The sequence below is a fragment of the Candidatus Methylomirabilota bacterium genome (assembly GCA_035936835.1).
Classification (GTDB): Bacteria; Methylomirabilota; Methylomirabilia; order Rokubacteriales; family CSP1-6; genus AR37.
On record DASYVT010000022.1, the window covers coordinates 14,041 to 27,770 of the forward strand.

14 protein-coding genes are annotated in these 13,730 nt (G+C 69.4%); 3 read left to right on the forward strand and 11 right to left on the reverse strand.

Annotated elements, in window-relative coordinates; genetic code table 11:
* Window positions 1-108 precede the first annotated feature (108 nt).
* The 11 genes from VGV06_01965 to VGV06_02015 all read right to left on the reverse strand — a co-directional run bounded on the left by VGV06_01965 (window position 109) and on the right by VGV06_02015 (window position 10,144).
* Window positions 109-1,281: a YncE family protein gene (locus tag VGV06_01965; GenBank protein ID HEV2053920.1), complete on the reverse strand. Its 1,173-nt coding sequence runs from the start codon at window positions 1,279-1,281 to the stop codon at window positions 109-111.
* Window positions 1,282-1,313: 32 nt separating this feature from the next.
* Window positions 1,314-2,255: a fumarylacetoacetate hydrolase family protein gene (locus VGV06_01970; protein ID HEV2053921.1), complete on the reverse strand. Its 942-nt coding sequence runs from the start codon at window positions 2,253-2,255 to the stop codon at window positions 1,314-1,316.
* 2 nt (window positions 2,256-2,257) lie between these two features.
* Complete coding sequence (gene ispH, locus VGV06_01975) at window positions 2,258-3,259, reverse strand: 4-hydroxy-3-methylbut-2-enyl diphosphate reductase (GenBank protein ID HEV2053922.1); 1,002 nt, start codon at window positions 3,257-3,259, stop codon at window positions 2,258-2,260.
* A 7-nt stretch (window positions 3,260-3,266) separates the two neighbouring features.
* Window positions 3,267-4,301 carry an alcohol dehydrogenase catalytic domain-containing protein gene (locus VGV06_01980; GenBank protein HEV2053923.1) on the reverse strand — a complete coding sequence of 345 codons (1,035 nt, stop codon included), beginning with the start codon at window positions 4,299-4,301 and terminating at the stop codon, window positions 3,267-3,269.
* A 64-nt stretch (window positions 4,302-4,365) separates the two neighbouring features.
* Entirely contained in the window at window positions 4,366-5,376 is a 1,011-nt protein-coding gene (locus tag VGV06_01985; protein ID HEV2053924.1) for an alcohol dehydrogenase catalytic domain-containing protein, read from the reverse strand.
* Complete coding sequence (gene hpnD / locus VGV06_01990; protein HEV2053925.1) at window positions 5,373-6,257, reverse strand: presqualene diphosphate synthase HpnD; 885 nt, start codon at window positions 6,255-6,257, stop codon at window positions 5,373-5,375. Before hpnD ends, VGV06_01985 begins: the two co-directional genes overlap by 4 nt.
* Window positions 6,254-7,264 (reverse strand): hopanoid-associated sugar epimerase, encoded by a 1,011-nt coding sequence (gene hpnA, locus VGV06_01995; GenBank protein HEV2053926.1) that lies wholly within the window; start codon window positions 7,262-7,264, stop codon window positions 6,254-6,256. The genes hpnD and hpnA overlap by 4 nt, the downstream gene beginning before the upstream one ends.
* A gap of 12 nt (window positions 7,265-7,276) precedes the next feature.
* Complete coding sequence (locus VGV06_02000; protein HEV2053927.1) at window positions 7,277-7,978, reverse strand: hypothetical protein; 702 nt, start codon at window positions 7,976-7,978, stop codon at window positions 7,277-7,279.
* Window positions 7,947-8,315, reverse strand: coding sequence for a hypothetical protein (locus VGV06_02005; protein ID HEV2053928.1), 369 nt, complete (start codon window positions 8,313-8,315; stop codon window positions 7,947-7,949). Before VGV06_02005 ends, VGV06_02000 begins: the two co-directional genes overlap by 32 nt.
* A gap of 4 nt (window positions 8,316-8,319) precedes the next feature.
* Window positions 8,320-9,336, reverse strand: a complete 1,017-nt coding sequence (gene hpnH / locus VGV06_02010) for an adenosyl-hopene transferase HpnH (protein ID HEV2053929.1) — start codon at window positions 9,334-9,336, stop codon at window positions 8,320-8,322.
* A gap of 4 nt (window positions 9,337-9,340) precedes the next feature.
* Complete coding sequence (locus VGV06_02015; GenBank protein ID HEV2053930.1) at window positions 9,341-10,144, reverse strand: carotenoid biosynthesis protein; 804 nt, start codon at window positions 10,142-10,144, stop codon at window positions 9,341-9,343.
* A gap of 114 nt (window positions 10,145-10,258) precedes the next feature.
* On the opposite strand from VGV06_02015, the gene shc reads away from it, so the two are divergent.
* The 3 genes from shc to VGV06_02030 are packed head-to-tail and all read left to right on the forward strand — an operon-like array spanning window position 10,259 to window position 13,727.
* Window positions 10,259-12,178, forward strand: a complete 1,920-nt coding sequence (gene shc / locus VGV06_02020; protein ID HEV2053931.1) for a squalene--hopene cyclase — start codon at window positions 10,259-10,261, stop codon at window positions 12,176-12,178.
* Window positions 12,175-12,984 (forward strand): ABC transporter permease, encoded by an 810-nt coding sequence (locus tag VGV06_02025; GenBank protein ID HEV2053932.1) that lies wholly within the window; start codon window positions 12,175-12,177, stop codon window positions 12,982-12,984. The genes shc and VGV06_02025 overlap by 4 nt, the downstream gene beginning before the upstream one ends.
* On the forward strand, window positions 12,981-13,727 hold the full coding sequence (locus VGV06_02030; protein HEV2053933.1) for an ATP-binding cassette domain-containing protein: 747 nt from the start codon (window positions 12,981-12,983) through the stop codon (window positions 13,725-13,727). The genes VGV06_02025 and VGV06_02030 overlap by 4 nt, the downstream gene beginning before the upstream one ends.
* Window positions 13,728-13,730: the final 3 nt, after the last annotated feature.

The following is a 13,730-nucleotide window of genomic DNA, read 5'->3' on the forward strand; positions in this document are numbered from 1 at the left end:
AGGCCAGAGGAAGGTCGGGGAGGCCCTGCGTCTCCTCAGAGAGCGGACGAGGAAGAGGGCGCGCCGTCATCACCGGCGCCCCCGTGATTTGCGAAGGAGACGCTGGCGCTACTGGTTCCTGCCGCGCATCGACGCCGGCTGGCCGGGCAGCTTGAGCGTCTTGCCGGTGTTGACGACGCGGATGCCCTTCTTGGTCTGCTCGACCTTCAGGATGGACATGTCGCTGTCGATGTAGTTGCCGACGTAGAGGTACTCGCCGTCGGGGCTCCAGACGGCGCCTTCCGGCAGGCCCTTGACCTCGACCTCGTCGAGCTTGGTCACCTTCTTGCCGTCGATCTTCAAGATGACCACGCTGCCCTGGCGGTTGTAGAACCACGAGCTCCACGCGGCGTCGTTGCCGCGCAGCAGCATCACGGCGGCGAGATCGCCCTTGGGGCTGATGGCCAGGCCCTCGGGGGCGTCGCCCACCACCACGCGGTCGATCACGCGCGGCGGGGTCGCCTCGAGGTCGATGACGCTCACGGTGTCCACGTTGCCGTCCGAGCGGCCGCCGTTGCCGTTGTCGGCCGTCAGCGCGATGGTACCGAGCGGCGAGACGTCCACGTTGTAGGGCCAGAGACCGACGTTCATATTGTACTTGGTGTCGGTCACCTTCTGGCCGTCCACGTTGAGCATCCCGATCTTGTGGCCGGGGAACTTGGCCACGAGCGCCCGCTTGCCGTCGGGGGTGAAGACAGCGTGGGTCACCACCTCGCCCATGGGCACGGTGTCGATCAGCTTGACCTCCCTGCCAGAGATCGAGAGCACCCCGATCGAGTTGTCGGCGCGGTTCGTGACAAGGGCCAGGGTGCCCGCCGGGTTGATGCTGAGGCCGGAGGGCTGCTTGCCGACTTCGACCGTCGCGATGTGAGCGGGCGGGGTGGCCGTCAGGTCGATCACGTAGAGCTTGTTGTCAGGCACCGGCTTCCACTTCTCGCCGTCCTTCTGCCAGTCCACCGAGTTGGCCACGATGGCCAGCTTCTGGTCGGGCGTGATGGCCAGGTTGGTCGGCGGCCCGAAGACGGAATTCATCAGCGGCAGGTTGCCGACGATCTTCGGCGCCTCCCGGTTGCTGAAGTCCACGATGAGGACCGCGTCCTTGCCGGGAGGGCCAAAGACCTGGCCGCCGTTCTTGTCGAACGTGACCTTGTTGTCGATCCCGATGATCATGACCTGCGCGTGAGCCGCGAGCGGCGCGAGGACGAGCGACAGTGCCAGGGCCAGCGTCTTTACTGTGCGCATGCGAAATTCCCCTCTCGTCTGGTGGGTTGGGGCTACGGCCGGACGACTCTGTTGGCGAGCACGCCGATCTTCTCGACTTCGGCTTCCATGCGGTCCCCGGCCTTGAGGAAGTTCCCCGTCGCCGCGCCGACTCCGTCGGGCGTGCCGGTGGCGATCAGGTCGCCGGGGAGGAGCGCCATGGAGAGCGACAGCACCTCGATGCACTGGTCCACTGGGAAGGTCATCTTGCTGGTGTTGCTCGACTGCCGCACTTGTCCATTAACGCGCATGACGATGCTGAGCGCCTGCGGGTCCGGGATCTCGTCGGCCGTGACCAGCACGGGGCCCATGGGGCAGAAGGTGTCGAGCGACTTGCCCTTGAACCACTGCGTGTGGCGCTTCTGGAGGTCGCGGGCGGTCACGTCGTTGATGATCGTGTAGCCGAAGACGTGCGTGAGCGCGGCGGCGCGGCTGATGTCGCGGCCGGCCGTGCCGATCACCGCCGTCAGCTCCACCTCGTAGTCGAGCTCGCTGGTGACCGCGTGGTGGACCACGTCGTCGCCGGGGCCGATGACGGCCGTGCCGGGCTTCGTGAAGTATACCGGGTGCTCGGGCACGGCGGCGCCGCGCTCGGCGGCGTGGTCGGCGTAGTTGCGGCCGAGGCAGAAGACGTTGCGCGCCGGGTGCGGGATGGGCGCCAGCAGGCGCACGCGCTTGAGCGGGTAGACCAGCTTGCGCTTCGCCAGCTCCTCGATGGCCTGCTGGTCTACCAAGCGCTTACCGTACTCCCAGGCCTCGTGCGCCAGGACAAGTGCGGCTTCACCGCCCTGGATCAGCTCGAGCAGGCTCTTCGGGAAGCCGCCGCGGCCGCGCCTGACCGCCCCTCGCTGCGCGGCCAAGTCCTTCGCCAGGCCGCCCAGGTCCAGCACGGCCTCGTGCCACACGGCGCCCGGCTTGGGCTCGCCCCGTCCGCGACGGAAGGTGACGAGGTGCACGGCTACTCGCTCACCGCGGCGGCGCCGCTGCGCTCCGGCAGGGTCTTGCCGCTCTGCCGGGCGATGTCTTCCAGCTCGCGCGGCAGCCCGAAGCGCACGTCCTCCTCGACCACGTGGACCTCGCGCACCCCGACGCGGCCGGCGTGCTGGAGCGCTTCGACCACTTCTGTCACGAGGAACTCGGGCGTCGAGGCGCCGGCCGTCACGCCGACGCGCTTGGAGCCGTCCAGCCACTCGGGCTTGATGTCGTTCTTGTCGTTGATCAGGTAGGACGGCGTGCCCATCACCGTCGAGACTTCGACCAGGCGGTTCGCGTTGGAGCTGTTTGCGGCGCCGATGACGAGCAGCACATCCACCTGCCCAGCCACGGTCTTGGCCGAGGCCTGGCGGTTCTGGGTCGCGTAGCAGATGTCGTCCTTGGCGGGCCCGGCGATCTTCGGGAAGCGGCGGCGCAGCGCCTCGATGCAGGCGCGCGTGTCGTCGAGGGAGAGCGTCGTCTGGGTCAGGTAGGCGACCTTGTCGGGGTTGGGGATCTTGAGCTTGTCCACTTCCTCGGGATGCGCGATGAGGAACATGCGGTCCGGCGCCTCGCCCATGGTGCCCACGACCTCGTCGTGGTCGGCGTGGCCGACCAGCACGATGCTGTAGCCCTCGCGCGCGTAGCGGATGGCCTCGAGGTGCACCTTGGTGACGAGCGGGCACGTCGCGTCGATCACGCGCAGGCCGCGCCGCTGGGCCTCGTGGCGCACCGCGGGCGAGATGCCGTGGGCGCTGAAGATCACGGTGGCGTCGTCGGGCACCTCGTCGAGCTCGTCGACGAAATGCGCGCCCTTGGTGCGGAGCGCCTCGACCACGTGGCGGTTGTGCACGATCTCCCGGCGCACGTAGACGGGCGGCGGGCAGACCTGCAGCGCCAGCTCCACGATGTCAATGGCGCGGTCCACGCCGGCGCAGAAGCCGCGGGGACCGGCCAGCACGATTTCCTGAAGCGGAATGGTCGCCATAGTCTCCTCAGGCTGTGTACGGCTCGATCAGCACCTTGAGCGCCTGGCCCCGCTCCATGAGGCCGAGGGCTTCCGGGACGTCGGCCAGGCCCATGGTGTGGGTCAGGAGCCCGTCAGGCACCAGGGCCTCCGACTCCAGCAGCGCCACCGCCTGCCTGATCAAGGCCGGCGTGTGGTGGAATGCCCCGACCAGCGCCAGCTCTTCATAGTGCACGCGCCGGGTGTCCACGGCCACGGTCGTACCCGGAGCGCAGCCGCCAAAGAATACCACGGTCCCTCCCGGGCCGACAGCAGCCACGGCCTGCTCCCAGACCTCGGGGCGGCCCGTGGCGTCTACGGCCACGTCCACGCCGCGGCCACCCGTGACGTCGCGCAAGAGGGCCGCGAGGCTCGGCGATTGGCCGGCGTCCAGGCACTCGGCGATGCCGAGGCCCCTGACCCGGTCGAGGCGCCAGCCGGGCTTGCCGACGAGGAGCGGCCGCGCGCCCCGCTGCGCCGCCACGAGGGCGAGGAGACAGCCGAGCGGCCCGTGGCCGATCACCGCCACCGTCATGCCCTTCTCGACCCGGCCGCGCTCGATCCCGAGGAGCGCACACGCCAGGGGCTCGGCGAAGGCCGCGCGACGCGCGGGCAGCGACGGGCCCAGCCGGACCACATTGGAGGCGACGAGCCGCGGCGGAAGGGCGATGTATTCCCCGTAGCCGCCGTTGACGAAGAGGAGATCCTCGCAGAGGTTGTGGCGCCCCGCCCGGCAGCAGCGGCAGGCTCCGCAGGGCGCCGAGTTGGCGGCGACGACGCGGTCCCCTTCACGGAAGTCGGTCACTCCGCGTCCCACGCGCGCCACGGCGCCGGCGAACTCGTGGCCGAACACTGTCGGCACGTGCGGGATCATCACGGGATGCCCGCGCCGCAGCACCTTGACGTCCGTGCCGCAGGTCAGCGCGGCCTCGATCTTCATGACGATCTCGCCCGGCCCCGGCTCAGGCACCGGCATCTCCTCGAAGCGGAGATCGCCGGGCCCGTAGAAGACTTGCGCTTTCATCCGGGAACGGGGGCCCAGAAATGGCCCCCGTACTCCCCCAGTCCGCAGATAACGCTCGAGGTTGTCATGGCCTTATGTAGACCTTCACGGCTTCCTGGCGCTGCATGAGCTCGACGCCGCGCGCGAGCTGACCGAGCGGCAGCCTGTGGGTGATGAGCCCGTCCACGTTCACCGTCCCCTGGCTGAGGAGATCGAACGCCTCCCTCAGCTCGACGGGTGAGGACGAATACGTGGCCGAGATGGTCAGCTCGCGGTGGTAGAGATCGGCCAGCGACAGGGGCAGGCTCTCGCCCGCCCCGCCCGCGAAGTAGTGGAGCTGGCCGCCGTCGCGAACACGGGCCGTAGCCCACGGCAGGAGCGCCGCGCCCCCGGCCGTCAGCATCACGATGTCGACGCCGCGACCGTCCGTGGCCTGTCGGAGCGCCGCATCGAGCTCGGCGTCCTCGTCGGGGACGCGGGCGCCGGCGCGGCGGCCGAGCGCGCGCCTGCCGGAGACGAGGTCGGCGCCGAAGACAGCCGCGCCCGCGAGCGTAAAGGCCCGGGCCAGCAGGCACCCGATCGAGCCAAGGCCCACGACCATCACCGTGTCGCCCGGCGCCGCCCCGGAGCGCTTGACGGCGCGCAGGCAGCAGGCCAGCGGCTCGGTGAAGGACGCCGTCTCGTCGCTCATCGCGTCCGGCAGCGCGAAGGCGGCGTGCGAGACGTTCGGCGCGGGCACGCGGCAGAGCTCGGCGAAGCCGCCCGGGTCGAGGTTGCTCAGCTTGAAGTGGCGGCACATGGACGGGCTGCCGCGCCGGCAGTAGTGGCAGGCGAAGCAGGGCACGTGATGGGCGACGACGACCCGCCGGCCGCGGCGGAACCCCGTCACGCCGGCGCCGACTTTGACGACCTTGCCGACCACCTCGTGGCCGAACACGGCGGGAGCCTTCGTCGCCGGGCTCGTGACCTTCAGGATGTCGGAGCCGCAGAGCCCGCAGCCGCTCACGCGAACCAGCATTTCCCCGGGCCCGATCCGCGGCTCGGGCCAGTCGCCGAGCTGGAGTCTGCCGGGCCCGGCGTAGACCGCGGCTTTCACGTGCGCTTCTTTCCCCACCTCGACTGGCCCCACCTCGACTGGCCCCACCTCGACTGGACCCAGCAGCGGAGAGCGATGCCGAGCTTCCTCGGCGTGGGCACGCTCACGCGCCCGCCGAAGACGCGGAACCGGCGGCGCTCGATAGTTTCGAGAAGCGCGAAATAGGTCCGCCCCATGATCTCGGCGGCGAAGAGGGTGCGCTGGTCGACGCGCGGCAGCGCGGTCCAGGCGCCCTCGTAGTAGGAGCGCGCGCGCCGAGCCTGGTGCTCCATGAGCCTGACGAAGCCGGGGGTGTAGCGCCCCGCCGCCAGGTCGTCGGCGGTGACGCCGAAGCGCTGGAGGTCCTCCTGGGGCAGGTAGACGCGCCCGGCCAGGGCGTCGGGCTGGACATCACGCATGATGTTGGTCAGCTGGAGCGCGACGCCGAGGTTGACCGCGTACTCGCGCGCCCGCACGTCCGTGTAGCCGAAGATCTCGATGCAGCAGAGCCCGACGGCGGAGGCGACGCGGTAGCAGTACGGGTAGAGCTCGTCGAACGTCTTGTACGTGGAGCGCTCGAGGTCCATCTCGACGCCCGCGATGATCTCTTCGAGCGCGGCCCGCGGGATCGGAAAGATCTTCACGGCTTCCTGCAGCCGCTGTGCCGCCGGGTGCACCGGCCTACCCTCGAAGACCTCCGCGATCTCCGCGCGCCAGCGCTCGAGCTCCTTTCGCTGGGCCGCGCGGTCCTGCCCGACGTCCACCGCGTCGTCGACGATGCGGCAGAAGGCGTAGACGGCGTAGAGGGCCTCGCGCTGGGGCCTCGGCAGGCAGAGGAAGGCGTAGAAGAAGTTGGAGCGGCTCTTGCGCGTCAGTCTCGAGACGAACTTGGCGGGATTCATGCCGCGCGAAGCCCCACCGGTCGGGGCGCGTAGCCCCGCTCGACGAACCAGGCCACGGCGTCCCGCAGCGCGTCCTCGGCGGGAGTCTGCGGCAGGCCGAGCTCGCGGACGGCCTTCTCGGCGCTGAAGTACATGCGCTTTCGCGCCATGCGCACGGCGTTCAGCGGCACCTGCGGTGTCCCGCCGGTGACGCGGGCCGCGCCCTCCATGCAGAGGGCGGCCATCCACGCGACGCCGTACGGTACCCGGAACCGGGGCGCGCGGAGACCCGTGATCCCGGCGAGCGCCCGGAAGATCTCGATGAGGGACATGTTGCGGTGGCCGAGCACGTACTTTTGGCCGACCCTGCCGCGCTCGGCGGCCAGGATGTGGCCGCGCGCGACGTCCCGCACGTGGACGATGTTGAGCCCCGTGTCGAGCGAGCCCACCATCTTGCCCTTGAGGAAATCCACGACCATCTGCCCCGTCGGCGTGGGCTTGACGTCCCAGGAGCCGATCGGCGCCGAGGGGTTGACGATGATGATCGGCGCCCCGCGCGCCGCGAGCTCGTCGGCGACGCGCTCGGCAAGGAACTTGGAGGCCTTGTAGGGCCCGACCATGTCCTCGAGCCCCACCGGGCTCGTCTCGTCTCCCGGCGTCCCGTCCTTCGGAATGCCCAGCGCGCCGACGGTCGAGGTGTAGACGATGCGCTCGGCGCCCGCCTCGGCGGCGGCCGTCAGGATGTGGCGGGTGCCGTCCACGTTGGCGCGGTAGAGCTCGCGCGGGTCCCGCGCCCAGAGCCGGTAGTCGGCGGCGACGTGGTAGACCCAGCGCGCGCCCTTGACCGCCGCCCGGAGCGAATCCGCGTCGAGGAGATCGCCCTCGGCGATCTCGACCGCGCAGCCCTCGAGCGCCCTGCGGTCGCTGCCCTTGCGCGCCAGCACGCGCACCGTCCGGCCGTCGGCCAAGAGCTCCCGGACGAGGTTGGCGCCGACGAACCCGGTGCCGCCCGTGACGAGCGCGTCCATGGCGCGTGCCGTCTACGCCGCCAGCCGGGCGAGCGAGCCCGCCACACTCTCAAGCGCGCGCCGCGATGACCGCCGGAGCTGGAGCGCGCGGCGCAGGACCCGCGGATGCGCCAGGGCGAGGACGCCGCCGCATCGGAGGCGCCCGTCGGCGCCCATCAACCGCATCAGCTCGTCGGGCAGCGTTTCGCGCGCGTCGTCCGACACGGCGCGCACCACGAGGGAGGAGCACCCGCGTGCGGCCGCCGCTTCGAGGATGGTCGCCGACTCCATGTCCACGGCCACGGCGCCCGTCGCGGCGCGAAGCGCCGCCTTGGCCTCGGGCGTCACTACGGCCCGGCTCACTGTCGCCATGACGCCGGTTCGTGCGTGGGTACTTCCCTTGGCAGCGGCACGCTGAGCGGCGCTCCCGGTGACCGGCAGACGCACCCCCGCGTCGTTGATGACTGCCTCCGGCAGGACGAGGTCGCCCACGCCGAGGGCGGGATCGAGGCCCCCGCAGACGCCGGCCGAGACGACGAGCGGGCGGTCAGAAGCGGCGACGAGGGCAGTCCAGCGGGAGCCGAGGAGACCGGCACGGAGACCGACGGGAGCCACGCGGAGAGTTCCGCGGCCGAACGCGGGGAACGACAAGGACGGCAGCGACGGCAGGGAGAGCGCCCGGGCCAGGGCCCGGGCCTCGAGCTCAACCGCCGTCAGGACCAGGATCGCGACCAAGCCGGTCGACGCCGGACGCCGCGGCCCGGAGCGCCCTCTCCTTCTCCTTGCGCTCGACCCAGGCCTTCCAGCTGTTGCCGGCCGCGGTGTCCTTGCCGGTGAACTTGATGGTGGCAATGTCACGGTAGGGGATGGTGAAGGGGCCGTCTCCCTGCTCGTCGAAGAGCTGGATGAAGGCGTCGGGCGCGTCGGCCTCCCGGTTGAAGATGTAGCCGACGATTTCGCCGCCGTCCCTCTTCACGACCGTCGTGTTGCCGCGGTAGTCAAAGGCGAAATCGACCACCTCTCGGAGAGACGTGTAGTCGTTGATCTGCGGCACCCACCCCTCGAGGGTCATGGGCCTACAGCTTTCCGGAGAGAGCGACCGAGACGGTCTCGGCGAAACCCTTGAGCGAGCTGAACGTGTGGTCGACGGCGGTCGCCTCGTACCCGCAGTGGACCATGCAGTCGCGGCACTTCTCGTTGCCGCTCTTCTTGCCGTAGTTTTCCCACTTCGTGCCGTCCATCAGCTCCCGGAAGCTCGCGGCATAGCCTTCCTGGAGCAGGTAGCAGGGGCGCTGCCAGCCGAACATATTAAAGGTGGGGTTGCCCCAGGGCGTGCACTCGAAGTCCTTCTTGCCCATGAGGAAGCGCAGGAAGAGCGGCGACTGGTTGAACTTCCAGCGCCGCTTCGGCTTCGAGAGCATCTCGCTGAAGAGCTGATTGGTGCGCGTCTGGTGCAGGAAGTGTTCCTGGTCGGGCGCCTTCGAGTAGCTGTACCCGGGCGAGAGCATCATGCCCTCGACTCCCAGGTCCATCATCTCGTCGAAGAACTCGCGCATCCTGAGCGGCGAGGCGCCGTCGAAAAGCGTCGTGTTCGTCGTCACGCGGAACCCGCGCTGGAGCGCGGCCTTGATCCCCTCGACCGCCTCGTCGAAGACGCCGTCCCGGCAGACCGCCTCGTCGTGCTCCTCCCGCAGCCCGTCCATGTGCACGCTGAACGTCAGGTACTTGGACGGCGTGAAGAGGTGGAGCTTCTCCTTGAGCAGAATGGCGTTGGTGCAGAGGTAGATGTACTTCCTGCGCTTGACGAGCTCGGCCACCAGCTTGTCGATGTCGGGGTACATGAGCGGCTCGCCGCCCGGAATGCTCACGATGGGCGCCCCGCACTCCGCCACGGCCGCAAGGCACTGCTCCACGGTCAGGTGCTTCTTCAGGATCTGGGCCGGGTACTGGATTTTGCCGCAGCCGGCGCACGCGAGGTTGCACCGGAACAGGGGCTCGAGCATCAGGACGAATGGGTAGCGCTTCTGGCCGCGGATCTTCTGCTGGAGGATGTAGCTCGCGACGGTGTACATCTGGGAGACCGGCACGCTCATCTGCTTAGTGACCTCTTTCGTCTATCGTTGTCGTGATCACGGCCACCCGCTCCCCCGCGGGCCGCTCAACCGTCCAGCCCCGTGTCACCGATATGGCCTTGAGAGCATAGACTAGCAGAAAAACGGCCACATGCACGAGGATTCCGGCCCCCAGCAGGGCCCTCTCCCCGATCCAGCCGGTGATCCCGAGGTTGAAGAGGACGACTCCATAATAGAGGCCGATACCCCCCAAGGGCGACCCCAGTGCCTGGGGCCGGCGCCTGACGGCCCGGAGGTAGCCGCCCACGATCGCCCAGCCAACGAGGAACCAGCCGGCGAAGTTGGAGAGGGGCACCCTGAAATAGATGCCCGGCTCGGCGTAGTAGAAGACGCGGCCGAGGAACCAGGACTCCCCGAGGACCGCCAGCGGGTCCATGACGACGTCCACCAGCGTCATCAGCGCCACGGCGAGGGCGGCGGGCGCCCAGCCGCGGGCCTGCCCGAGCGCCCAGCGCGCCAGGCAGTACGAGCCGTAGGAGAGGAAGGGGAAGGACAGCGGGACGAAGAACGGCACGTTCGAGATGAAGAGCTCGCGCCCTGCGGTCTCGCCCGTGTAGTGGTAGAGGCCGAACGGGATGCCGATGCGGGTCGACGCGTACTCGGCCGCGAAGGCGACGGCCCAGCCCCAGCCGAGCCACCCGAAGGCCCGGCGCCATCCGAGGTCGCGCCCTGCCAGGACGAGGAAGACAGCGAGAAAGACGACGACGTACGGGCGCAGCAGGACCGTCCCCGCGAGCAACGTCGGCCAGCCGGGGACCTCGTGGGCCATGCCGGCGACCTTAGCGGACTTCTCTCGGGTTTTCAACGCGGCGCGGGTGCCGACCAGGCGAGGGCTGTGCTAGTATCGGGCGGTGTGCGCCACCCACAACTCACGGTGCCAGGCGTGACTCCGCCCACCATCGTCCAGTCCGAGGTCGACACCGCCATCGACAAGGCCCAGTCGGCCCTCCTCGTGGCGCAGGCCCCGGACGGTCACTGGCTCGGCGAGCTCGAGGCCAACAGCACCATCACCAGCGAGTTCCTGCTCTTGTGCCATTTCCTTGACCGGGTGGACCGCGAGCGGGAAGCCAAGATGGTGCGTTACCTTCGGGAGTGCCAGGTCGCGGACGGCGGGTGGAGTCTCTACGAGGGCGGACCGGCCAATATCTCGGCGACCATCAAGGCCTACTTCGCTATGAAAGTGGCGGGCGTGGGGGTGGACGACCCCGCCATGGCGAGGGCGCGGGCGCTCATCCAGGACTGGGGCGGCCCCGTCGAGGCGGACGTCTTCACCAAGATCCTCCTCGCGCTCTTCGGCGAGTACGACTGGCGCGGCGTGCCGGCCATGCCGGTCGAGATCATGCTGCTGCCCCGCTGGTCCTACTTCAACCTCCACGAGGTCTCCTACTGGTCGCGGACGGTCATCGTCCCGCTCCTGATCCTGATGGACTCCAAGCCCGTCAAGCGGCTGCCCGAGTCCTGCCGGCTCGACGAGCTCTGGCCCGTGCCGCGCGAGCGGGCGAGCCTGCGGCCCAGGCGCATCCCGCGCCCCTTCTCTCCCAAGCGCTTCATCTGGAAGAACCTGTTCATCGGCGTGGACGACGCGCTCAAGGGCTGGGAGCGGCTCGGCCCCCGTCCTTTCCGCGGGCGCGCCATCGAGGCGGCGCAACGGTGGCTCGAGGAGCGGCTGGCGGTGCCGGGCGGGCTCGGCGGCATCTTCCCCGCCATGACGAACGCGGTCCTGGCCCTCCGCACGCTGGGCTACCCGGACGACCATCCGCTGATCCGCGGTCAGGTCAAGGAGATCGAGAACCTGGGCGTGGAAACCCGGGACGCGCTCCACTACCAGCCGTGCGTATCGCCCGTCTGGGACACCTCGCTCGCGGTCAACGCGCTCATCGAGTCGGGGCTGCCCGGGGACCACCCGCAGCTCGTGCGGGCCGGCGAGTGGATGATGAACAAGCAGATCATGGTGCCGGGCGATTGGCAGGCCAAGCGGCCCCACGTGCCGCCTGGTGGCTGGCCCTTCCAATACGACAACGACTTCTATCCCGACCTCGACGACTCGGCCATGGTCATGATGGCGCTTGCCAAGACGCACGGGCTCGACCCCGAGCGCAAGGCGCGCTGCATCGACCGGGGCCTGACCTGGTTCCTCGGCATGCAGGGCGGCGACGGCGGCTGGGGCTCCTTCGACGCCGACAACGACCGGCTCATCTTCAACAACATCCCGTTCGCCGACCACGGCGCCCTCCTCGATCCCTCGACCGAGGACCTGACCGGCCGCGGCCTCGAGCTGCTCGGCACCCTCGGCCACGGGCTCGAGCACCCCGCGGCCCAGCGGGCGCTCACCTTCATCCGGAAGACCCAGCACGAGACGGGGGCCTGGTACGGCCGCTGGGGCGTCAACTATGTCTACGGCACGTGGTCGGTGCTGCGCGGGCTGGGCGCCATCGGCGAGGACTGCTCCAGGGACTACGTCCAGCGGGCCGTTGCCTGGCTCGAGGTGCGGCAGAACGCCGACGGCGGCTGGGGCGAGACCCTCGCCTCCTACGAGGACGACGATCTTGCCGGCCGCGGCGAGTCGTTGCCGAGCCAGACGGCCTGGGCGCTCCTCGCGCTCTTCGCCGCCGGGCGCATCGAGGGGCCGGCCGTCGAGAAGAGCATCCGCTACCTGATCGACCGGCAGAACGCCGACGGCACTTGGGAAGATCCGCTCTGGAACGGCACGGGCTTCCCGCGGGTCTTCTACCTCAAGTACCACCTGTACGCGAAGTACTTCCCGCTCTGGGCGCTGGGCGTGTACCGGAGCGCGACGACGTGACAGACGGGTCGGCCGGCCCTGAGACCTGGCCTCTGCCGGCGCGCTGGGTCGAGGCGCTGGGACGCGTCGCACTCTACCTCGTCGAGTCGCTCGGCCGCTTCGGCCGCTTCCTCGGCCAGGCGGTGGCGCTGGTCTTCATCCCGCCGCTCAAGCTCGGCCGCCTGACCACGCGCGTGTATTTCATCGGCTTCAAGTCGCTCACCATCGTGATCCTCACCGGCGCCTTCACCGGCATGGCGCTGGGCCTCCAGGTCTTCCTCACTCTGCAGCGGGTAGGCTCCGAGGCCTTCGTGGGACCGGCCGTGGGCATCGCCCTCGTGCGGGAGCTCGGGCCCGTGCTGACCGCGGTCTTCGTCACGGGCCTGGCCGGCTCGGCGCTGACCGCCGAGCTGGGCATCATGCGGATCACGGAGCAGATCGACGCGCTCATGGTCATGGCGCTCAACCCGATGCGCTACCTCGTGGTGCCGGCGATTCTGGCGGGGATCATCACCTTCCCGATGCTCACGGCGATCTTCGACGTCGCCGGCATCTACGGCGGCTACCTGGTCGCCGTCATCCTGCTGGGCATGTCGCCCGGGACGTACTTCGGCCAGATGCAGGCCTTCGCCGACATGAGCGACGTCATGGTCGGCTTCTGGAAGTCGCTCTGCTTCGGCGCGCTCGTGCCCTGGGTGTGTACGTACAAGGGCTTCCACTGCGGCCACGGCGCCGAGGGCGTGTCGCGCGCAACGACGGAGGCGGTCGTCCTCTCCTGCGTGCTGATCCTCGTCTTCAACTACTTCCTGGGCTCGGTGCTGCCGTGATCCGCATCCAGGGCCTGAGGAAATTCTTCGGCCCGCAGCCTGTGCTGCGGGGCGTGGACCTCGACGTGGCGACGGGCGAGGTCATGATCATCATCGGCCGGAGCGGCGGGGGCAAGTCGGTCCTGCTCAAGCACCTCCTGGGGCTCCTGCGCCCGGACGCGGGCGCCGTCCTCGTCGACGGGACGGACATCACCCAGCTCCGGGGCGCCGCGCTCGAGGCCGTGCGCCGGAGCTACGGGGTCGTCTTCCAGGGCGGGGCGCTCTTCGACTCGATGTCGGTGTTCGACAACGTCGCCTTCCCGCTGCGCGAAAAGACAAACCTGGGCGCCGGCGACATCGCCCAGCGCACCGAGGAGAAGCTCGTCCAGGTCGGGCTCGTAGACATGGGCCACAAGAACCCCGCCGAGATCTCGGGCGGCATGCGCAAGCGGGTCGCCATCGCGCGGGCCCTCGTGACCGAGCCCGAGATCGTCTTCTTCGACGAGCCCACGACTGGGCTCGACCCGATCCTCGTCAACACCATCCACCACCTGATCCAGGACCTGCACCGCAAATTCCGATTCACGGCAGTCATGGTCAGTCACGAGATTCCGGAGATCTTCGAGATCGCCGACCGCGTGGCCATGCTGCACGAGGGCGTGATCATCGAGACCGGGGATGCTCGCAGCATCCAGAACTCGAAGAACCCGATCGTGCAGCAGTTCATCCACGGAGCGGTCGAGGGCGCCAACCATGTCGCGTGAAAC

Excerpts from the sequence above, each read along its gene's own strand:
- VGV06_01965 (HEV2053920.1), bottom strand. The coding sequence starts at position 1,281 with ATGCGCACAGTAAAGACGCTGGCCCTGGCACTGTCGCTCGTCCTCGCG.
- ispH (HEV2053922.1), bottom strand. The coding sequence starts at position 3,259 with ATGGCGACCATTCCGCTTCAGGAAATCGTGCTGGCCGGTCCCCGCGGC.
- VGV06_01980 (HEV2053923.1), bottom strand. The coding sequence starts at position 4,301 with ATGAAAGCGCAAGTCTTCTACGGGCCCGGCGATCTCCGCTTCGAGGAG.
- hpnD (HEV2053925.1), bottom strand. The coding sequence starts at position 6,257 with ATGAATCCCGCCAAGTTCGTCTCGAGACTGACGCGCAAGAGCCGCTCC.
- hpnA (HEV2053926.1), bottom strand. The coding sequence starts at position 7,264 with ATGGACGCGCTCGTCACGGGCGGCACCGGGTTCGTCGGCGCCAACCTC.
- VGV06_02005 (HEV2053928.1), bottom strand. The coding sequence starts at position 8,315 with ATGACCCTCGAGGGGTGGGTGCCGCAGATCAACGACTACACGTCTCTC.
- hpnH (HEV2053929.1), bottom strand. The coding sequence starts at position 9,336 with ATGAGCGTGCCGGTCTCCCAGATGTACACCGTCGCGAGCTACATCCTC.
- VGV06_02015 (HEV2053930.1), bottom strand. The coding sequence starts at position 10,144 with ATGGCCCACGAGGTCCCCGGCTGGCCGACGTTGCTCGCGGGGACGGTC.